This window comes from Rhodanobacter umsongensis, assembly GCF_042654965.1.
Taxonomy (GTDB): Bacteria; Pseudomonadota; Gammaproteobacteria; order Xanthomonadales; family Rhodanobacteraceae; genus Rhodanobacter; species Rhodanobacter umsongensis.
In genome coordinates, this window is sequence record NZ_JBHSMK010000003.1 from 182,439 (window position 1) to 201,691 (window position 19,253).

The 19,253-nt window shown below is 69.4% G+C and carries 18 protein-coding genes; 14 read left to right on the plus strand and 4 right to left on the minus strand.

The genetic code is table 11. From position 1 onward, the window contains the following. Window position 1: 1 nt before the first annotated feature. From ACFPME_RS06065 to ACFPME_RS06130, 14 genes are all read left to right on the plus strand, one after another. Complete coding sequence (locus ACFPME_RS06065; protein WP_377303141.1) at window positions 2-955, plus strand: glycoside hydrolase family protein; 954 nt, start codon at window positions 2-4, stop codon at window positions 953-955. Continuing rightward, window positions 942-1,877: a GNAT family N-acetyltransferase gene (locus ACFPME_RS06070; protein ID WP_377303143.1), complete on the plus strand. Its 936-nt coding sequence runs from the start codon at window positions 942-944 to the stop codon at window positions 1,875-1,877. Before ACFPME_RS06065 ends, ACFPME_RS06070 begins: the two co-directional genes overlap by 14 nt. Continuing rightward, window positions 1,874-3,016: a DegT/DnrJ/EryC1/StrS family aminotransferase gene (locus ACFPME_RS06075; protein ID WP_377303145.1), complete on the plus strand. Its 1,143-nt coding sequence runs from the start codon at window positions 1,874-1,876 to the stop codon at window positions 3,014-3,016. Before ACFPME_RS06070 ends, ACFPME_RS06075 begins: the two co-directional genes overlap by 4 nt. Continuing rightward, the gene (locus ACFPME_RS06080) at window positions 3,013-4,263 is read left to right on the plus strand and encodes an O-antigen translocase (RefSeq protein WP_377303651.1); all 1,251 of its coding nucleotides are present in this window, start codon (window positions 3,013-3,015) and stop codon (window positions 4,261-4,263) included. The genes ACFPME_RS06075 and ACFPME_RS06080 overlap by 4 nt, the downstream gene beginning before the upstream one ends. A gap of 2 nt (window positions 4,264-4,265) precedes the next feature. Further along, complete coding sequence (locus ACFPME_RS06085) at window positions 4,266-5,207, plus strand: glycosyltransferase family 2 protein (RefSeq protein WP_377303147.1); 942 nt, start codon at window positions 4,266-4,268, stop codon at window positions 5,205-5,207. Beyond that, window positions 5,204-6,376 carry a hypothetical protein gene (locus tag ACFPME_RS06090; protein WP_377303149.1) on the plus strand — a complete coding sequence of 391 codons (1,173 nt, stop codon included), beginning with the start codon at window positions 5,204-5,206 and terminating at the stop codon, window positions 6,374-6,376. Before ACFPME_RS06085 ends, ACFPME_RS06090 begins: the two co-directional genes overlap by 4 nt. A gap of 10 nt (window positions 6,377-6,386) precedes the next feature. Further along, window positions 6,387-7,232: a Wzz/FepE/Etk N-terminal domain-containing protein gene (locus tag ACFPME_RS06095; protein ID WP_377303151.1), complete on the plus strand. Its 846-nt coding sequence runs from the start codon at window positions 6,387-6,389 to the stop codon at window positions 7,230-7,232. A 175-nt stretch (window positions 7,233-7,407) separates the two neighbouring features. Then, window positions 7,408-8,292, plus strand: coding sequence for a class I SAM-dependent methyltransferase (locus tag ACFPME_RS06100; RefSeq protein ID WP_377303153.1), 885 nt, complete (start codon window positions 7,408-7,410; stop codon window positions 8,290-8,292). 25 nt (window positions 8,293-8,317) lie between these two features. Beyond that, entirely contained in the window at window positions 8,318-9,520 is a 1,203-nt protein-coding gene (locus ACFPME_RS06105) for an amidohydrolase family protein (RefSeq protein ID WP_377303653.1), read from the plus strand. Continuing rightward, window positions 9,520-10,212 (plus strand): class I SAM-dependent methyltransferase, encoded by a 693-nt coding sequence (locus ACFPME_RS06110; protein WP_377303155.1) that lies wholly within the window; start codon window positions 9,520-9,522, stop codon window positions 10,210-10,212. The genes ACFPME_RS06105 and ACFPME_RS06110 overlap by 1 nt, the downstream gene beginning before the upstream one ends. Window positions 10,213-10,237: 25 nt before the next feature. Continuing rightward, complete coding sequence (locus ACFPME_RS06115; protein WP_377303157.1) at window positions 10,238-11,758, plus strand: B12-binding domain-containing radical SAM protein; 1,521 nt, start codon at window positions 10,238-10,240, stop codon at window positions 11,756-11,758. A gap of 11 nt (window positions 11,759-11,769) precedes the next feature. Continuing rightward, a complete protein-coding gene (locus tag ACFPME_RS06120) occupies window positions 11,770-12,912 on the plus strand; it encodes a glycosyltransferase family 4 protein (RefSeq protein ID WP_377303160.1) in 1,143 nt (380 codons plus the stop codon). Next, window positions 12,909-14,009, plus strand: a complete 1,101-nt coding sequence (locus ACFPME_RS06125) for a glycosyltransferase family 4 protein (RefSeq protein WP_377303162.1) — start codon at window positions 12,909-12,911, stop codon at window positions 14,007-14,009. Before ACFPME_RS06120 ends, ACFPME_RS06125 begins: the two co-directional genes overlap by 4 nt. Next, window positions 14,000-14,860 carry a class I SAM-dependent methyltransferase gene (locus tag ACFPME_RS06130; protein WP_377303164.1) on the plus strand — a complete coding sequence of 287 codons (861 nt, stop codon included), beginning with the start codon at window positions 14,000-14,002 and terminating at the stop codon, window positions 14,858-14,860. Before ACFPME_RS06125 ends, ACFPME_RS06130 begins: the two co-directional genes overlap by 10 nt. Before the next feature lie 48 nt (window positions 14,861-14,908). Here the strand turns inward: ACFPME_RS06130 and ACFPME_RS06135 are convergent, their stop codons facing one another. From ACFPME_RS06135 to ACFPME_RS06150, 4 genes are read right to left on the minus strand one after another with little or no spacing between them, the layout of a single operon-like run. Beyond that, complete coding sequence (locus ACFPME_RS06135; protein ID WP_377303655.1) at window positions 14,909-15,805, minus strand: flavin reductase; 897 nt, start codon at window positions 15,803-15,805, stop codon at window positions 14,909-14,911. Between the two features lie 28 nt (window positions 15,806-15,833). Then, window positions 15,834-16,463: a class I SAM-dependent methyltransferase gene (locus ACFPME_RS06140; RefSeq protein ID WP_377303166.1), complete on the minus strand. Its 630-nt coding sequence runs from the start codon at window positions 16,461-16,463 to the stop codon at window positions 15,834-15,836. A 5-nt stretch (window positions 16,464-16,468) separates the two neighbouring features. Further along, on the minus strand, window positions 16,469-17,743 hold the full coding sequence (locus tag ACFPME_RS06145; protein WP_377303168.1) for a nucleotidyltransferase family protein: 1,275 nt from the start codon (window positions 17,741-17,743) through the stop codon (window positions 16,469-16,471). A gap of 7 nt (window positions 17,744-17,750) precedes the next feature. Further along, window positions 17,751-19,238 carry a B12-binding domain-containing radical SAM protein gene (locus tag ACFPME_RS06150; RefSeq protein WP_377303170.1) on the minus strand — a complete coding sequence of 496 codons (1,488 nt, stop codon included), beginning with the start codon at window positions 19,236-19,238 and terminating at the stop codon, window positions 17,751-17,753. Window positions 19,239-19,253: the final 15 nt, after the last annotated feature.

The window sequence follows — 19,253 nt, forward strand, 5'->3', positions numbered from 1 at the left end:
CATGTTCGAATGGACCAAGAAGGGACTGGTTTTCGAGACCGCGCGCCATGGCGTGGGCGACTGGATGCTGCACTCGGCGCTGACGCCGACACCATGGCGCATCGATGACGACACCATCCGCGTCTACGCGGGTTTTCGCGATGCCGACGGCGTCAGCCGGATCGGCTACGTCGACGTACGGGCGGACGATCCGACGTCGATCGTGCGCGTCAGCGCCGAGCCGGCGCTCGACATCGGGCGGGGCGGCTGCTTCGACGACAACGGCGTGATCCTGGGCGACGTCGTCGGCGCGCCGGGTGGGCTTCACCTGTTCTACGTCGGCTTCCAGCGCGTGGCCAGGGCCAAGTTCCTGGCCTTCACCGGCCTCGCCGTGTCGACCGACGGTGGCGGGCATTTCCGCCGCGTGCAGGAAACACCGATCCTCGATCGCGCGCCCGGCCGCAGCACCATCGCCGCGGTGCATTCGGCCATCCATGAGGACGGCCGCTGGCGGCTTTGGTACGCCGTCGGCGACGACTGGGAAAGCATCGGCGGCCAGCCGTATCCGCGCTACCACATCCGCTACGCGGAGACGGACGATCTCGCGGCGATGCCGCGCGAAGATCATGTCTGCCTGCGGCCGCGCGGCAGCGAGTACCGGATCGGCCGCCCGCGCGTGTACCGCCTCGGCGGCGGATACGTCATGTACTTCACGCGCGGCAATCGCGGCAGGGAATACTTCCCCGGCGTGGCGTACAGCGATGACGGCATCCGCTGGGAACGTCATGACGAGGCGCTGGGAATGAAGCTGTCTGTCGATGGCTGGGATTCGCGGGTCATCTGCTACCCCGCGCTGATCCGCCAGCGCGACAGGCTGCTGATGTTCTACAACGGCAACGACATGGGGCTGGATGGATTCGGCGTGGCCGAGGTCGACTGCGCCCGCTTCGAGAGTGACGCGCATGTTCACGCTTAGGCCCTACGATCCGGCCGACGCGGCCGCCTGGGATGCGCTGGTCGGCCGCTCGCGCAACGGCAACCTGCTGCATCGGCGCGGCTACATGGACTACCACGCCGACCGTTTCGTCGACCGCTCGCTGGTGGTCGAGCGTGGCGGCGAGTTGGTGGCGGTCTTCCCCGCGACCATCCAGGACCGCACGGTGACCAGCCACGGCGGGCTCACCTATGCCGGCCTCATCACCAGCCACGCCCTGCGCGCCGAAGCCACGCTGGCGCTGTTCGAACAGATCGGCAGCCACTATCGCGCGCTCGGGGTCGAGCGCGTGGTCTACCGGGCGGTGCCGCACGTGTTTCATGCCTACCCTGCCGAGGAGGATCTGTACGCGCTGCACCGGGTTGGAGCGCGGCTGGCCCGGCGCGACCTCTCTTCGGCCATCGCGCTGCAGGAGCCCTTCCGTTTTACGCCCGGACGGCGGCGCGCGGTCGGCAAGGCGAAGCGGGCGGGGATCGACCTGCAGGCAGGCACCGACCTGGAAGGTTTTCACCGGCTGCTTTCGGAAGCGCTGCGCAAGCACGATGCCGTGCCCACGCACAGCCTGGCAGAGCTGCGCCTGCTGCAGGCGCGGTTTCCGCAGCAGATCGTGTTGCACGAGGCGCGCCGCGGCGGTGCCTTGCTGGCTGGCGTGCTGGTCTACGACTTCGGGCGCGTGGTGCATACGCAATACCTGGCCGTCTCGGCGGAGGGCCGGCAGCTGGATGCGCTCAGCCTGCTGCTGGCGCAACTGATCGAGGACACCTACGCCAGCCGCCGCCATTTCAGCTTCGGCATTTCCACCGAGCGGCATGGCCAGGTGCTCAACGGCGGCCTGGTCGCGCAGAAGGAATACTTCGGCGCCCGCGCGGTCGTGCACGACACCTACGAGTGGCCGCTGCAATGAACGCCGCTCCGAAGGAAGCCGCGCCGTCAGACGTGCCGTTCCTCAGCCTGCGCGAGGTCAACGCGCGCTACGCCCGCGCGCTGAAGGCCGCCGCGGCGCGCGTCATCGACTCGGGCTGGTACGTGCTCGGCGAGGAGCTGGCCGCCTTCGAGCGCGAGTTCGCCGCCTACTGCGGCGTGCGCCACGCCGTGGGCGTGGGCAACGGGCTGGATGCGCTGTCGCTGATCCTGCGCGGCTACAAGGAGCTTGGTGCCCTCACGGAAGGCGACGAGGTCATCGTGCCTGGCAACACCTTCATCGCCAGCTTCCTCGCGATCACCGAGAACCGGCTGGTGCCGGTGCCGGTGGAGCCGGACGCGGCCAGCTTCAACCTCGATCCGGCCTGCGTCGAAGCGGCCATCGGGCCGCGCACGCGCGCGGTCATCGCGGTGCATCTGTACGGCCAGCTGGCGGACATGCCGGCGCTGGCCGCGCTGGCCCGGCGGCATGGTCTGCTGTTGATCGAAGACGCGGCGCAGGCGCACGGCGCGATGCGCGAAGGCCGCAAGGCCGGTGCGTTCGGCGACGCGGCCGCCTTCAGCTTCTTTCCCACCAAGAACCTGGGCGCGCTGGGCGATGGCGGCGCGGTGGTGACCGACGACTCCGCGCTGGCGCGGCGAGTCGCGGCGCTGCGCAACTACGGCTCCGAGGTAAAGTACCGCCACCTCTACCCGGGGCTCAATTCGCGGCTCGACGAACTGCAGGCCGCGATGCTGCGGGTGAAGCTGCACTACCTGGACGATGACATCGCCCGGCGGCGCCGCGTGGCGCGCCGCTATTGCGACGCCATCCACCATCCGCAGATCCGGTTGCCGCTGGTGGCGCGGGAAGCGCAGCACGCCTGGCATCTGTTCGTGGTCCGCTGCAGCCGGCGCGATGCGTTGCAGCGGCATCTGCAGTCGCAGGGCATCCAGACCCAGGTGCACTATCCGGTGCCGCCGCATCGGCAACCGGCGTACGCGTTCCTGCGGCATGTCCGGTTGCCGTTGACGGAACGGCTGCATGATGAGGTGCTGAGCCTGCCGATGGGGCCGACCCTGGGCGATGACGCCGTGGATCGGGTGATCGAAGCCTGCCGGACGTTCGCGTGCTCGCCATGAACATCGTGCGCACCGGCTTCTACACCGGCATGGGCACGGCGGCGCGGCTGCTCGCCGGCCTGGTCGCGATCAAGCTGGTGGCCTGGTTCGCCGGCCCCGAAGGCGTGGGCAGGCTCGGCCAGTTCATGAGCCTGATGTCGCTGCTGGCGGTGCTGGCCGGCGGCGGCATCAGCGCCGCCGTCGTGAAGTACGTGGCCGAGTATCGCGACGACCCGCAACGGCTGTCGCGCCTGCTCTCGGCCGCGCTGTGGTACGCGTTCTGCGCATCCTGCCTGATGGGCGGCGTCGCGCTGCTGCTCAGCCGATGGATCGCGCTGTGGCTGCTGGGCGATCCGCAGTACGCCGGCCTGATCCGCGTGCTTGCGATCGCGCAGCTCGGCATTGCGTTGGTCAACTACATTCTCGCGGTGGTCAACGGCTTCATGGACGTGCGCCGGCTGGCGTTCATCCAGGTGACCGGGTCGGTGGTCGGCATCGTGATGATGGTGTGGCTGGCGCGCTGGCTGCATCTGTACGGCGCGCTGCTGGCGCTGGTGCTGAGCCAGGTGCTGTGGCTGGCCGTCGCCCTGCCGGCCTGGTGGCGCAGCTCGTATTTCCACCGCAGCATGCTGCGGCTGCGCCACGACCGCGAGATGACGCTGCGGCTGGCGACGTTCTCGGTGATGACGATCAGCTCGGCGCTGCTGCCTCCGCTGGTGAACATCGCCGTGCGCGACCACCTCGCGCTGCGCTTCGGCTGGGAGCAGGTCGGTTACTGGCAGGCGGTGAGCAAGGTATCCGACGCCTACCTGCTGTTTCTCACCACTGCCATCAACATCCATTACCTGCCCAGGCTCGCCGCGACCCACGACCGCACGGCGCTGCTGCAGGAACTGCGGCAAGCCTATCGCTACCTGCTGCCCGCGGTGGCGGTGCTGGCAGCTGCCGTGTACGCGTGCAGGGGCTGGCTGACGCGCCTGCTGTTCACGCCGGACTTCGCGTCGGCCAACGCCCTGTATGGCCCGCAGCTGGTCGGCGACGTGCTCAAGATCGCCTCCTTCATCCTGTCCTATCTCATGCTGGCCAAGGCGATGACGCGGCTGTTCGTGGTTTCCGAATGCCTGTTCGCGGCCAGCTATCTCGCGCTGGTCTACGGGTTCACCGCGCACTTCGGCCTGGTCGGCGCGATGTACGCGTTCGCGGTCAACTACCTGCTGTATCTGGCCTTCACCGTACTGGTCGCCCGACGCTACCTGGGAGGCCTGTGACGATGGCCGACGATGCTGCCACCCAGGCGCCGCCGCTGGTCTCGGTGCTGATCCCCGCATTCAACCACGAGCGTTTCGTGCAGCGTTGCCTGGACAGCGTGCTGGAGGATGCGTATCCGACCAAGGAGCTGATCATCATCGATGACGGCTCGACCGATGCGACCGGCGAGCGGATCGCCGACTGGGTGGCGACGCATTGCATGGAACTGCCGATCGAATACGTGCGGCGGCAGAACCGGGGCATCGCCGCGACCTTGAACGAACTGGTGGCACGCGCGAGCGGCGAGTTCCTGCGGCCGGGCGCCAGCGACGACTACCTGTTGCCCGGCGGTCTCGACGCGCAGGTCCGCTACCTGCTGGCGCATCCGTGCAAGGGCGCGGTGATCGGCGATTCCGTGGTCGTCGATCGGGACGGAAACAAGCTGCACGACAGCGGCATGTGCGGGCTCCACGGCGCCAACAAGGAGCTCTACCGATCCGACGACGGCATCCGCCGCGCCATCATCAGCCAGTGGGCGATCGGCGGGCCGGTCGCCCTGATCCGGAAAAGCGCGCTGGATACCGTCGACCGCTGGAGCGAAGGCCTGCGCATCGAAGACTGGGATCTGTTCCTGCGGCTGGCGGCGCGTGATGCGCTCGGCTTCATCGACGTCGGCGTCTGCGCGTACCGTCTGCACGACAGCAACCTCAGCAAGACGCGGCATGCCGCGACCCGGATGGTCAACCTGGATGAGTCGCGGCATGTCGCCCTGCGCCGGGCCGGCCTGTTCGGCGAACCCTACCGGACGCTGCTGCGCGCGCAGTCGCATTACATCGGCGCCAAGATCTCGTTCCTGCAGCGGCGGCTGTGCCCACTGTTGCTGCATCTGGCGGCGTATCTGTGGCTGGTCGTCGTGTCGAAAGCGCGGCCGACCACCACGCATCCCGATGGTGGCGCGCCATGAAGGCCTTGCTGCGGCTTCCTTCGTGCTGGCTCGCCCTGCCGATCCTGCTGGCCTGCGCGCTCACGCTGCTCACCTATGAGCTGCCGGTCGATTACCTGCCGGGCCTGCTGCTGCTCGCGGTGATGGCAGCGGCGATCATGCTGTTCGACGTGCAGGCCGGCGTCCGGCTCCCGCCCCCCGCCCGGTTCCGCGCGCGCCACTACGCGGGCAGCCGCGATGCCTTCGTCGCGCTGGCGTTCGCCGGCGTGGTCGCGTTGTTCTGCCTGCTCGACCTCACGCTGTTCCCCGTTCCCCTGTTCGACACGCCCTCCGCCTATGCATCGATGGCGGGCGGCCGCGAGCATGTCCGGCACATCTCCGACATGTGCTGGGCGCTTCCGCCGATCGGGCTGCTCTGCGCCAGGAGCCGGCGGCTGCGCATCGCCCTCATGCTCGTGGGCTTCGTGTTTCCCGTGCTGGTGATCGATCGGAACCGGCTGTTCGCCACCGTGTTCTCGTTTGCGCTGGTCATCCTGCTGCGGCGCGACGACGACCGGCCGTTGCCATGGAAGAGCGTGGGCCTGCTGGCGTTCGCGGGCATCAGCATCTTCTCGATCCTCGGCATGCTGCGCTCCGGCCCGCTCGACCACGTCACGCTGCCCTTCAGCGCCATCTACCGCGCGGCGCCGCAAGGCATCAAGTGGCTGCTGCTGTATGGCAGCGCCGGGCCCTACAACTTCAGCGCCATGCTGGCCAAGCATTACGCCAACAGCAGTTTTCTCATCAACCAGCTGGTGCCGATGAGCGGCTCGGTCGCCACGGCAGGCACGGATATCCCGCTGGACGCGCCGAACATCAACGTGGGCACGGAGTTCTTTCCCTTCCTGCTGGCGTTGGGCCCGTTCGGCGCCGTGGCCGCGATGTGCGTGCTGTACGGCATGTTGCTGTGGAGCGTGCAGCGGCTGCGCCCGACGGTGCCGCTGTTCTCGCTGCTGATTTTCCTGCGCGTGTCCTACGTGTGCGTGATGTCGCCCTTCGCCCCACAGGCCTTCACCTGGACCAACGCCGGCTTCCTCGGCCTGTGCCTCTGCATGCAGGTCTTCGCCGCCTGGCTGCCGACCCGAACGCCGCGGACCGGATCGCCGCCCGAGCCGGCCATGCAAACCCCGTCCGCACCCTTCAATCCGTGAGCATCGAACCATGGAACAAGACGAAATCTATCTGATCGATCTGTGGCGGATCTTCATCCGCGAGTGGAAATGGTTCGCCGGCGTGCTGGTGCTGACCCTGGTCTGCACCTATGCCTTTGCGCACCTGGTGAAACGCCAGTGGGAGGCGAGCGCCTGGATCCAGATCGCGCAGGTCGGCCAGGTGCCGTCGGGCCAGGACCCCAAGGTCGAACCGCTGGCGCGCGTGCTCGAGCGGCTGCAGCTGGTGCCGTTCCAGAACGAGGTCATGGCGGGCGCGGGTTTTTCGCCGGAGTCGGCGCAGGCCAAGCTCTACCGCAAGAGCCTGAAGCTGGAGCCGTTGCCGTACGCCGGACCGCTGATCCGGTTGAACGTGCGGGCCTATTCGAGACAGCAGGCCAGGCAGTTCGCCGCGGCGACAGTGGCGCAGCTGCATGCGCTGCACCGGCGCCTCGAAGCCTTGCCGCTGAACTCGGCGCGCGCGCGCCTGGCCCGCGTCGAGGCCGACCTGCAAACCACCCTGGCGGACCAGGCGCGACTGCAGCAGGCCGCCACGATCGAAAACGGGCGCGCCGGGAACAGCAGGGGGGCGGCGAGCCCGGTGCTGGCCAGCCTGCTGCTGGCAGACAAGAACGAGGAGGTCCGCGCCCTGCAGCAGGCCCGCAGCGACCTCATCGATCGGCTCGGCCCTGCCTATACCTACGAGACATCGCTGATGTGGCCGGTCTACGTGCCCGACCGGCAGGCGTTTCCCAACCCGGAGCTGACCTACGGCATCGGCATGCTGCTGAGCCTTTTCCTGGGCGCCTCGGCGGCCATCGCCCGCAACGTGGCGCGCCGGCGGTCGCCCGGCAGGTGACCGGCGTCGCGCGGGTGCGCAGTCCGCGCCGGCCGCACATTCAACCAAAGCGGCGTCTGCCGGCACTCACCGATCAGGCCGGCAAGCAAAGCCGGGGCGGGCGCAGCGGATCCACGGCAGCTGGACGCCGTCGCCTTCCCAAGGAGGCCTGCACCGGGTGAACGGAGATGAAGAAATGAATGGGCCACACCAGTCGAAAAGCGAGCGCCCGGCCGCATCCGTCACCCGTCTTCGTCCGCGTCGGCGCGGTGCGCTGCTCGACGACGCGCAGCTGCTCGACACGCAGCACGCCTTCGACAGCGTGGCTGCCGATTACGACGGGCCGCGCGGCAACAACGAACTGATCCAGCGCATGCGATTGACCATGTGGGACGCCGTGCACGCAGCGATGCCCGCCGGTGCCCGCCTGCTCGACCTGGGCTGCGGCACCGGTATCGACGCGATCGAATTCGTGCGGCGCGGCTTCCGTGTGGTCGCCACCGACTGGTCGCCGCAGATGGTCGAACGCACCCGCGCGCGCGCCGTCGCCGCGGGCCTGCAGTCGCGCGTGACGGCGCTGCATCTGGGCGTGCAGCAGCTCGACCGGCTCGAGGGCGAGTTCGACGGCATTTATTCGAACTTCGGTCCACTGAACTGCGCGCCGGATCTCCGCGCGGTCGCGGCCGAGTGCGCGCGCCTGCTGCACCCCGGCGGGCGCCTGGTTTTTTCCGTGATGGGACGGATCTGCCCGTGGGAACTTGGCCACTACGCGCTGCGCGGCCGGTTCGGGCGCGCCCGCGTGCGCGCGGCACGAGGCGCGATCGCGGTGGGCATGAACCACCACACGATCTGGACGTCCTACTACCTGCCGCGCGAGTTCTATCGCGCGTTCGCCGAACACTTTTCACTGGACAGCTATCGCGCGCTGAGCCTGTTCATGCCGCCGCCGTACCTGGTGGACTACTACCGCCGCCGCCGCCACTGGTGCGAACGCCTGGGCCGGCTCGACGACCGCCTGGGCGGCCTGCCGCTGCTGCGCGACATGGGCGATCATTTTCTGATCGCGATGCGGAAGCGGTGACGCCGTGGACATCCTGCAGGCAGCGATGGACGTCAGCTTGTGCCGCGCGGTTTCGATCACGCCCGAAGCGAGCTCACGCGCACCGCTCCCGATCCGGGGCGGGCGGATCGGTGCCTCGCTGGCCGCGCGGGCGTACCGGGTCGATCTGCGCGACCACCTGATTTTCCCCGGGCTGATCAACGCGCACGAGCACCTGCACCTCAACACCGTGCCGCCGCTGAACGCCGGTGCGCCATTTCCCAACAGCTACGCCTGGATCGCGGCCTTCCAGGCGCATTTCGACGACCCCGCCGTGATCGCCGCGCTGCGGGTGCCGAAGGCGCTGCGGCTGCGTCACGGGGCGCTGAAGAATCTGCTGGCCGGCGCCACCTGCGTGGCCCATCACGATCCCTGGCATGCGGCGCTCGACGCCACGAATTTTCCGGTTGCCCTGCTGCGCGATTTCGGCTGGAGCTACGCGCTGGGCTGGCCCGGTTACGGGCCCCCGGCCGCGCAAAGTTTTGCCGCCACGCCCGCCGACCGGCCGTGGCTGATCCACCTGGCCGAGGGTACCGATGCGATCGCGCAGGCCGAGCTGGCCGAGCTCGACCACCTGGGCTGCCTGGCACCGAACAGCGTGCTGGTGCACGGCGTGGGGCTGCGTGAGCGCGATGTCGACCGGGTGATCGCCAGCGGCGCGGCGGTGGTCTGGTGCCCGGGCAGCAATCGCGCACTGCTCGGGCGGTCGCTGGATCCGCGCCGCCTGTGCGCGGCCGGCCGGCTGGCGCTGGGCAGCGATTCGCGACTCAGCGGCGCGCGTGATCTGCTGGACGAGATGCGCGGCGTCGCCGAACGCGGCGAGCTCGCCCCGGCACACCTGCTGGGGCTGGTCACCACGCAGGCCGCGCGCATCTTGCGGCTGTTGTCGCGCGGCAGCCTCGCGCCGGGCGCGCCGGCCGACCTGGTGATCGTCGAGGACCGCGGCGGTGAGGCGCGCAGCTTGGTGGAGATCGAGCGCAGCCGGATCCGTGCCGTGGTGCGCGACGGCGTTCCGCGCATCGCCGACCCCGATTTCGCCGAGTGGTTTGCAGCCACCGGCACGGCCGCCGTCCCGGTGATGCTGGACGGGAAGCCGAAGCTGCTGGCGGCGCCGCTGGCCGAGCCCGCGCTGATCGCCCTCGAACCGGGACTGGAGCGGGTTGCCGATCGGAGCGAGCGCGATGTCGGCCGTCAGGCCAGGAGCCACTGATGACCAGCCCGCCGATCCTGCTGCCTGCCGAGGCGTACGCGCTGTGGGCGCCAAGCTATCCGGCGCACGCCCACAACCCGCTCATGCAAGCCGAGCAGCGCGCCATGCTCGGGCTGTTGCCGGAAAGTCTGCTGGAGCAGACCGTGCTTGACGCCGGGTGCGGCAGCGGACGCTACATCAAGCATGCGTTGCAGCGCGGCGCGGCCCGCGTGGCCGGCGTGGACCTTGCGCCGGCGATGCTCGATCGCGCGCGCGCGGAGCTGGGCGCGGTGCGAGCCCACGTCGAGCTGCGGCAAGGCAGCTTGATGGCGCTGCCCGTAGCCGACGGTTGGGCCGATCTCACGATCTGCGGCCTGGTCCTCGGCCATCTGGAAAACCTGCCCGCGGCGCTGGCCGAGCTGCACCGCGCGACCCGGCCTGGCGGCGCGGTGCTGTGCAGCGACGTGCATCCGATCGGCCATGCGCTGGGCTGGCTGCGCGATTTCAAGGCCGGCGGCCAGCATTACGCCGTACGGCATACGCCGCACCTGTACAGCGACTGGCACGTCGCCTGCGCGGCTGCCGGCCTGCGCATCGAACGGGTGCTGGAGCCGATGCTCGATCCCTCCGACATCCCCGCCGGCGCGCACTTCGACCGCCGCGCGCTGGAGGTCCCCGTGGCGCTGGTGCTGCAGTTGCGGTGCCAGCCATGACCATCCCGACTTTGCAGGCCCTGCGATGAACGACGCGCCGCATATCCTGTTGATCAATCCGACCATCACTTCGCGTCGCAGCGCACGGTTTCCGCTGTCCCTGCTGCACCTGGCCGCGGCACTGGAGCGCACCGGCAGCAGCAGCCGGATCATCGACGGCAACGTCGATCGCCAGTTCGTCGACGATGCGTTGCGCGCCATGGAGCAGCGCCGCTTCGACGCAGTCGGCATCAGCGTCATGGGCGGACCGCAACTGGCGCCGGCGATCGCCGTTTCCACGGCGATCCGTGCGCGCTTTCCGGCCGTGCCGATCATCTGGGGCGGCTACTTCCCCACGCTCAATCCGGAGGCGGCGCTGGCCGCGCCCTACGTCGACTACGCGGTGCGCGGGCAGGCCGGGGACACCCTGCCGGAGCTGGTCGCCGCGCTGGCCAGCGCGGCAGACGAGGCGAAGCTGGCGCTGATCGGCGGGCTGTCGTGGAAGCGCGGCGGCGCGGCCGTGCACAATCCGAACCGCCGTTTCACGCTGGCGGACAACGGGCTGGTGCTGCCCTACGACAAGCTCGGCGACCCGCGGCGCTACCTCGCGCGCACGTACCTCGGCCGCCGCACCGTGGCGCATCAGGCGGCGATCGGCTGCCGCTTCCGCTGCACCTTCTGCGGCGTGGCCGCGATGTTCGGCGGCACCACCGTGCTGCCGGCGGCGGAACGGCTGGAACGCGACCTGAGTTATCTCAAGCACGAGCTCGGCGCGGACTCGGTGCAGTACTTCGACAACAACTTCTTCGATCGCGAACAGGACATGGTTCCGCTGCTGGAAGTGATGGCCCGGTTCGAGATGCCGTGGTGGTGCTTCGCCCGCTCGGACGCGCTGCTGAACCTGTCCGAGAGTGCGTGGAAGCTGGTGCGCAAGAGCCGGCTGCGGATGGCGTACATCGGCGCGGAATCGCCCAACGGCCAGATGCTCAAGGAGATCCGCAAGGGCACGCGGCCGGACCAGACCATGGCGGTGGTCGAGCTGTGCCGGCGTCACGGCGTGATTCCCGAACTGTCCTTCATGGTCGCGCCGCCGCACAACACGGCGGAGGAAACCGAGCACACGTTCGACTTCATCCGGGCGCTGAAGCGGGTGAACCCGCAATCCGAGATCGTCATCTACGTCTACACGCCGCTGCCGGAAAACAGCCGGCACGAGAAGGACCGCGCGAAGCGGCCGGCGCCGCCGCTGTTCGACCTCAACGGCGAGCCGGTGGTGTTTCCGGCCACGCCGGAGGAATGGGCGCTGCCGCGCTGGGTCGACTACGCCTGCCACGCCGACGCGCCATGGCTCGACGACAGACTGCGCCGGCGCATCCAGGATTTCGTCACCGTGCTGCGCTGTCGCTATCCCACCGTGCAGGATCTGCGCTCGCCGTCGTGGGCCAAGCGCAGCCTGAGCGCGATGGCCGGCTGGCGCTATCACTTCGGCAAGTACGACCGGCCGTGGGAACTGGAGCTGGCCAACCGGCTGGTGCGCCTGCGCATGCCGCAGGTTTCGGGCCTATAGCGGTGCCGGCCTTGCACGTCGCGCAGATCAATTTCCTGCCGGTGCCGAAGGATCTCGCGCATGCCGCGGTGCTGGAGCAGTGGCACTCGCTGGTGGATATCGCCGAAGTGGCGGCCCATGGCGGAAGCCGGGTGTCGGTGGTCCAGGCGGCCGCGCGCGACGAACTGGTCACGCGCAACGGCATCGACTACCACTTCGTCGCCGTCGATGCCGCGGGCACGCCGGCACGCCGGCGGCGCCGATCGTTTGCCGGCCCGCTCGCCGGCCGGCTCGCCGAGATCAGGCCCGACGTGATGCATGCGCACGGCCTGGGCTTCGCCGGTGACGCGTTTGCGGTATCGCGATGCCTGCCGCGGCTGCCCATCCTCGTGCAGGATCATGCAGACCGCCCGCCGCGCTGGTGGCGGCGCCCACAGTGGCGGCGCTGGTACGCGGCCGTCGCCGGCGTCGCCTTCACGGCATCGGACCTGGCGCAACCGTTCATCCGCGACGGCCTGTTCGGGCCGCACCCACGCGTGTTCGCCATACCCGAATCGAGCACGCGCTTCACGCCCGGGGACCGCGAGTGCGCCCGTGCCGGCACCGGTCTGCATGGGGATCCCTGCGTGCTGTGGGTCGGACATCTGAGCCGGCACAAAGACCCGCTGAGCGTGCTTGAAGGCGTGGCGCAGGCAAGCTCGCGGTTGCCTCGCCTGCAGCTGTGGTGCGCGTTCGGCGACGCGCCGCTGCTCGAGACCATGCAAGTGCGCATCGAACGCGATGCGCGGCTCGCCGGGCGCGTGCACCTGCTGGGCAAGATCGCGCACCCCCATGTGCAGTCCATGATGCGCGCCGCGGATCTGTTCGTGAGCGGCAGCCACGCCGAAAGCTGCGGTTATGCCGTGCTGGAGGCGTTGGCCTGCGGCCTGCTGCCGGTGGTCACCGACATTCCCTCGTTCCGCGCGTTGACCGGCAACGGGCGCGTCGGCCACCTGTGGCCGTGCGGCGATGCGGCGCGGCTGGCCGCGGCGCTGGTCGAGGCCGCGGCCGGACCGCCGTCGGCGGCGCAGGTGCGCGCGCACTTCGAGGCCACCTTGTCGTTCGCCGCCGTGGGCCGCCAATGGGCCGCCGCGTACGCTCAAGTGCGCGACGCGCATCCGCGGAGCAGGCCGTGAAACTCGCGCTGGTCGTGCCCGGTGGCGTGGACCGCAGCGGCGAACAGCGCGTGATCCCCGCCTTGCTGGCCCTGATCGAGCGGCTGGCGCACGCACACGACGTGCACGTGTTCGCGCTGCACCAGGAAGCGGCCGCTGGCCGCTGGCAACTGGCCGGCGCCAGCGTGCACAACATCGGCAACCGCTCGACGCGGTGGCGTGCGATCGCGGCGATCCGAGCCGAGCATCGCCGCGCGCCGTTCGACCTGGTGCATGCCATCTTCTCCGGGTCCTGCAGCCTGGTTGCCGTGGTCGCGGCAAAGCTGCTGCGACTGCCGAGCCTGGTGCACGTCGCCGGCGGCGAGCTGGTCGCGCTGCACGGGATCGGCTACGGCGGGCGCAGGAAATGGAAAGGACGGCTGCGTGAGGCATGCGTGCTGCGCGGCGCCGACGCCATCACGGCGGCCAGCGCGCCGATCATCGACGCGCTGCATGCGCTGGGCCTCCAGGCCTGCCGCGTGCCGCTCGGCGTCGACCTCGGCAAGTGGCCGCCGCTCGCACCGCGCGAACGCACCGCGCGGCCGCGGCTGATCCACGTCGCCAGCCTCAACCGGGTCAAGGATCAGCCCACCCTGCTGCACGCACTGGCGGCGCTGCGCGAGGCCGGAGTGGCGTTCCAGGTGGACATCGTTGGCGTGGACACGCTGCAGGGCGAGATGCAGCGGTTGACCGCCGGGCTCGGACTGGAACACTGCGTCAGCTTCGCCGGCTTCAAGACGCAACGCGAGCTGCGCCCGCTGATGGCAGCGGCCGACCTGCTGGTGATGTCGTCGCTGCACGAGGCCGGGCCACTGGTGATGCTCGAGGCTGCCGTGGCCGGCGTGCCCACCGTGGGCACGGCGGTCGGACACATCGCGGAGTGGGCGCCCTCGGCCGCGCTGGCCGTCCCCGTCGCGGATGCGCCGGCGCTCGCAGGGGCCATCCGTCGCATGCTGGACGACGAGGCGCTCCGCCTGCGAGTGGCCGCGGCAGCGCAGCGCCGGGCGATCCACGAGGATGCCAACCACACCGCGGCCGTGTTTGGCGCGATCTATCGCCGGTTGCTCGCATGCGAATGAAGCGCGCCAGCGGTTCGCCGGACCTCCGGGCCGGCATGCTCGGCGATACGCCGCAGCGGAACTACGCGCAGAAGTTGAGGATGTTCAACGCCTTCGCGCGACCGGAACTGTGCGAGGCGATCGACGCGCTGGCCTTGCCCGCCGGTTCGCGCGTGCTCGATGCCGGGTGCGGCACGGGCGAGGCGATCGGCTGGTTCCACGCATCGATGCGCGGCCAGGGCACGGTGATCGGGATGGACCTGGCCACCGCGCATTGCGGCATCGCCCGCCGCACCGCGCCGTCGCCTGGGCTGATCGTGCAAGGCGACATGACGAATCCGCCCTTCGCCGGTGGCGCGTTCGATCTCGTCTGGGCCGTCAATGCCATCAATCACCTGCCCGATCCCGTCGCCGGCGTGCGGGTGCTGTCGGACCTGCTGCGCCCGGGGGGACGCCTCGTGGTGGGGCAGAGCTCGTTGCTGCCGGACATGTACTTCGCCTGGGACGCGCGTCTGGAGAAGAACGTCAACGAGGCGGTCCGCGCGTACTACCGCGAACGCTACGGCCGCAGCGAGCGCGACTTCGCTGCGGTGCGCTCGCTGGTCGGGTGGTTGCAGCAGGCGGGGCTGCGGGGGGTGGGCGTGCGCACGCGCCTGATCGAGCGCAGCCATCCGCTCGCCGAAGCGGACGAACGCTATCTGCTGGAGTGCATCTTCCGAGGATCATGGGGAGAACGCCTGCGCAGGTACATGGACGCGGACGATTTCGACGAGCTGGCACATCTGTGCGCGCCCGACGACGAACGCTACGCGTTGCGACGCCGCGATTTCCATTTCCTGCAAAGTCTCACGATCGCGGTAGCGGCGACATAGAAGGCGCGAGGCGACCGGGCGTTCGCCATCGCTCCTTGCATCCGCCGGCTAGATCTCCGTGAAAGGCATGCCCTGCCGGCGGCGGTACGCCTGATGAAAACCGGCCGTGTGGTGCAGCTGCACACCGTCCGCCAGGCCTTCGTCGGAGACGATGCGGCAAAGGAACAACCTGTGCGAGCCGACCTCCTGGCTGTGCACGACGGCCAGCTCGCGGATGCGCAATGCCGCCGCCGCGACCGGGATGCCGAACTCGCGCGACAACCGAGCGGGGAACGGGAGCTCGTCCCAGTCCAGCAGTGGCTGCTTGTGGTGCTCGCTGAGCTTGTAGACCACCTCCTTCATCGTGGCAGGCATGCTGGACAGCGCGACGCGTCGCACGTCGCACATGACCTGCACGGAAACATTGGTGCTGCGTAGCGCGAGCGAGAAAAGGCCGCTGCGTTCGAGCGGGCCGATCAGGTCCATCGGGAAGATGTTGCGGTGGCCGGGCGCGTCGACCGAGACGAGCACGACCGGGCGCGGGCACAGGTAGGCGATCATGAGCTGCTGTACCGCGGAGGGTGCCAGCGCCGAGTGCGGCGACGACTGGTTCTTCGACATGAGCCGGTTCTGCAGCCACGCGTTCCATGGGCGCCGCGGCCAGCGCAGGCAGCGGTGTTCGCCCGCTTCGACGTGATAGAGGACCACCGATGGGTCTTCGGTGGTGGCCGGCGCCGCCCGCGCCAGCTGCAGCACACCGAGCAGTCTTGCAGTAGCGCTGTCGCGGTATTCGAGCAGCGGTCGCTGGCCGGCGTCGAGATCGGTCGCGATCGCCAGCGGCTTGAGTGAAGCCACGGTATGGCCTGCCGTGACATCCGCCGACTTGCCAGCCCACCGCAAGGTGGCGGTGACCACCGCCTGCGGGGGCGCGACGGCCACGGTCGACCATTGCGGCAGCGGACGCACCAACGGCCTTAGCCAATCCTTCCACATGTCAGACCCGCCGAAAGAGCAAGAACATGTACAGCTGGGTCGCTCGTCCGAAGCCACGCGGCGTGAGGCGTTCCAGCCGGAAATACGGGGTTGCCGATTGCGCCACCACGCGCGGTGCAAAGCGATGGATGCGGCTTTCGCTATCGATGGCGTAGCGGCCGCGTCGCACGAGATTCAGGATGTTCGCCCGCCACCAGCGATGACGCGCGTCGCCGAGGTAGAAGGGATTGAGCATGCTGGCCAGGACAAAGCCGCCCCGGCCGACCACGCGCGACAGCACTTCAAACAGCGCGGCGTGATCCGCGAAATGATTGAGCACCGCGAAGTTCGCCGTGACGGCCTGCACCTTGCAGGCGAGGGGCGACGTGATCGGGACGATGGTCTTGCCGGCGATCTCGTCGCGGCAATGGTGCGCCAGGTAGTCGCGCATCGCCTGCGAAGGTTCGTGCACGAAGGTCCGGTGTCCGCGCGCGGCATAGGCCTTGGCATCGATACCGGTGCCCGCGCCGAGATCGAGCACGTCCGCTCCTGCAGGCAGCAGATCCAGCGCCATCTTCTGGAACCTGTCGCGCACCGCCCGGTCTCGCCGCGAGGCCAGCATGACGTGGTGGTACTGCTCTCCCGTGTGCACGTCGGCTACCTTCGGGTTGCCTGAAAAATCGTGCGCCAGCGCGTCGCCGCGTCGCGCGAGGAGGTTTGCGGCCGCGCTTCGGCTTGCAGCGCGGCGCGCACCACGTACAGCGTGTCCATCCGCGGCACCGGCCGGGTGAGCCAGGTCAGCACGCGGCGGACGTGCTTCGACGTGACCCAGTCCTGGCCCTGCAGCCATAGCTGGGTGCGGACCATGTCGGCGCGTTCCCGCACGGCTTCGTCCGACGGCCTGACGCGATTCCTGAGGTACCGCGCAACATCGCCGGCGGAACGGCTCCATTCGATGCCGGCGAACGCGTGCAGCCACAGTTCCGAACACGAAGCCCGGGTCAGGGTCTGGCGGCGCGACATCGTCCGCAACAGGAGCGGGCACTCGCGTTCGACCCGCGCGATCACGGCGTCGGGGATCGCGTCGAGGTAGTAGCGCTCAACCAGCCGCAGCGGCGGCAGTGCCCACCACGGCGCGTCGGCAGCGTGCTCGCCCCACAAGGCGTCCCAGTCGCTGGCGAGCATGCGCCTGGCCAGCAGCGAGATGTCGTGCAGGTGCAGCATGCGCAGGCTGCGTCCGCACAGGTTGCCGGCCGCATGCAGCAACAGGTGGCTCATCAGCGCGCCGATCGAAGGGTAGGGATTCAGGCCCGGTCGCGCTGACCGCGGATAAATTCGTGCGGTGATGTCGACAGGGGATATCGGCAGCCGCTCCTGGATGCGCGTGTGCAGCTCGATGTTGACCGGGCTGTCGCGGTGCTCGCCCAGTCCATCGAACGGCTGGCCGGTGGCCGGCTTGAACACCCGGTGCTTCCACTGCACGAACGACTCCACGTAACCGAGTTCCAGCAACAGCCGGATCGTGGCCGCGGCGTCGTCCTCGCGCACCAGCAGGTCGATATCGGCCATCGGCCGTTCGCCCGGTGCATAGACTCCCATGGCGTGCAGCGCGGAACCCTTCAGCGGCACCAGGGCCAGGCTTGCGGCGCGGGCGTCGGTGTCGATCCGCTGCAGTAGTGCCGCGATGCGTCGATGGCGCAGCTCGACGTGGTCGCGCTGGCTCTCCAGGAACCGTCGCCACGGCGCATGCTGCCACGTCGAGCACTGGCACAGCAGCGGCGACACGCCGTGCGCCACGGCCATGGCCGTGGCCAGCTGCCATTCGAGCTCGCTCCATGCCGGTGCCGCGCCGTCCGGCTGCGCCAGCTCCGCCGCGAGTGCCTCGGTGGTGCGGCGCAAGCCGTTCCTGACGATGCCGAGCGGCGGCAGCATGGCGCGATCAGCGCAACTGCAGGGCGATGCGTCGCGAGGACGCGAGCGCGGTTGCGGGTGAGGGCGTGGCGTCCTGGTTGCGGTGCGCACTCTCGCGGGCGATCAACGCATTCCATTGCGCATCGAGCGCGGCGTGGCGCTCCGTGCACCCGGCAGGCTCCGCTTGCTGGATGGTGACCTGCTCGTGCAGCAGGTCGCGCACGCGGCGATAGAACTCCGAGTCGTAGGCGCCGCGGAACATCATGGCCAGGTCGCCGCTGTCCTGCCAATGCGTCTTCGGGCCCAGCTGGGCCTTCACCTGTTCGTAGAACTTCGTGCCCGGCAGCGGGTAGGCGACGCTCACGCCGATGTCGTCCGGCGCGGCCTGCGCGAGCAGCTCGCGGGTGGCCAGCAGGTCCGCCAGTTGCTCGCCGAGATAACCGAGCTGGATGAAGAAGCCCACGCGGATGCCGTGCTCGCCGAGCCGCGCGCGCGCGGTGATGAGGTCGGCGACCGTGGTGCCCTTGTTCATCGCGTCGAGCACGTGCTGGCTGCCGCTTTCCGCGCCTAGCCACGCCTCCGCGCAGCCGGCCTGCCCGAGCGCGGCGGCCATGCGCTCGCTGATCAGGTCGGCGCGGGTCTGGATGGTGAACGGCACCGGCCCGTCGGCGGCGTGCAGGTGCGCGGCGAACTCCGTCACCCAGTCGACGCGGAAACCGAAGATGTCGTCCGCCAGCCAGATATGGTCCGGCCTGAAGGCCTGCTTCAGGTAGCTCATCTCCGCCGCCACGTCGTGCGCGCTGCGCTGGTTGTAGTGGTTGCCCCAGATCGGCTTGGCGCACCAGTGGCAGCGGAACGGACAACCGCGCGAAGCGGCCATGTTGAGGCTGAAGTAGCCGTGCCGTTCGTGCCACATCGCGCGATAGGCCTCGATGTCGACCAGATCCCATGCCGGGTGGCCGACCACGCGCGGATCGGGCGGCACCGCGCCGATCCGGGTCAGTCGCGTCTGGCCGTTTTCCCATGTCGCCACGCCGGCCATCCCGGATACCCAGGCATGGACGCCGATGGTCGGATCGCACTGCAGCCGTCCGATCAATCCGGCCAGCGCCGCAATGCCTTCACCGATCAGCACGGCGTGCGCGCCCGCCTCCAGAAAGGCGTCCGGATGATCGGAAGCATCGGAGCCCGCAACGATCACGCGGGCGCCATTGGCCCGCGCTTCGCCGATCATCTGGCAGGCCGCCTCGCGCATGCGGCCGAGGCACATCTTGGTGAGGTAGTTGAAGTTGTCTTCGTAGATGACCACCACGTCCGGCCGCGCGGCGCGCAGCGATGCTTCGTAATCCTCGACGCCAGCGGCCAGCATGGCGTCGAACAGCGTGACCTCATGGCCCATCTGCCGCAGCAGCGCAGCGACCTGGATCGTGGCCAGCGGCGGGTAGGGCTTGCCACGCTCCCATTGCTTGCGGTCGTACCGCAGGAAGTAGGAGTGGCCGACCTGGATCCTCAGCATCTCGAAGCGCCTCAA

Coding starts and splice junctions, on each gene's coding strand:
- ACFPME_RS06070 (WP_377303143.1), top strand. CDS start 942: ATGTTCACGCTTAGGCCCTACGATCCGGCCGACGCGGCCGCCTGGGAT.
- ACFPME_RS06150 (WP_377303170.1), bottom strand. CDS start 19,238: ATGCTGAGGATCCAGGTCGGCCACTCCTACTTCCTGCGGTACGACCGC.
- ACFPME_RS06105 (WP_377303653.1), top strand. CDS start 8,318: ATGGACGTCAGCTTGTGCCGCGCGGTTTCGATCACGCCCGAAGCGAGC.
- ACFPME_RS06145 (WP_377303168.1), bottom strand. CDS start 17,743: ATGCTGCCGCCGCTCGGCATCGTCAGGAACGGCTTGCGCCGCACCACC.
- ACFPME_RS06090 (WP_377303149.1), top strand. CDS start 5,204: ATGAAGGCCTTGCTGCGGCTTCCTTCGTGCTGGCTCGCCCTGCCGATC.
- ACFPME_RS06085 (WP_377303147.1), top strand. CDS start 4,266: ATGGCCGACGATGCTGCCACCCAGGCGCCGCCGCTGGTCTCGGTGCTG.
- ACFPME_RS06110 (WP_377303155.1), top strand. CDS start 9,520: ATGACCAGCCCGCCGATCCTGCTGCCTGCCGAGGCGTACGCGCTGTGG.
- ACFPME_RS06065 (WP_377303141.1), top strand. CDS start 2: ATGTTCGAATGGACCAAGAAGGGACTGGTTTTCGAGACCGCGCGCCAT.
- ACFPME_RS06075 (WP_377303145.1), top strand. CDS start 1,874: ATGAACGCCGCTCCGAAGGAAGCCGCGCCGTCAGACGTGCCGTTCCTC.
- ACFPME_RS06080 (WP_377303651.1), top strand. CDS start 3,013: ATGAACATCGTGCGCACCGGCTTCTACACCGGCATGGGCACGGCGGCG.
- ACFPME_RS06130 (WP_377303164.1), top strand. CDS start 14,000: ATGCGAATGAAGCGCGCCAGCGGTTCGCCGGACCTCCGGGCCGGCATG.
- ACFPME_RS06100 (WP_377303153.1), top strand. CDS start 7,408: ATGAATGGGCCACACCAGTCGAAAAGCGAGCGCCCGGCCGCATCCGTC.
- ACFPME_RS06115 (WP_377303157.1), top strand. CDS start 10,238: ATGAACGACGCGCCGCATATCCTGTTGATCAATCCGACCATCACTTCG.
- ACFPME_RS06095 (WP_377303151.1), top strand. CDS start 6,387: ATGGAACAAGACGAAATCTATCTGATCGATCTGTGGCGGATCTTCATC.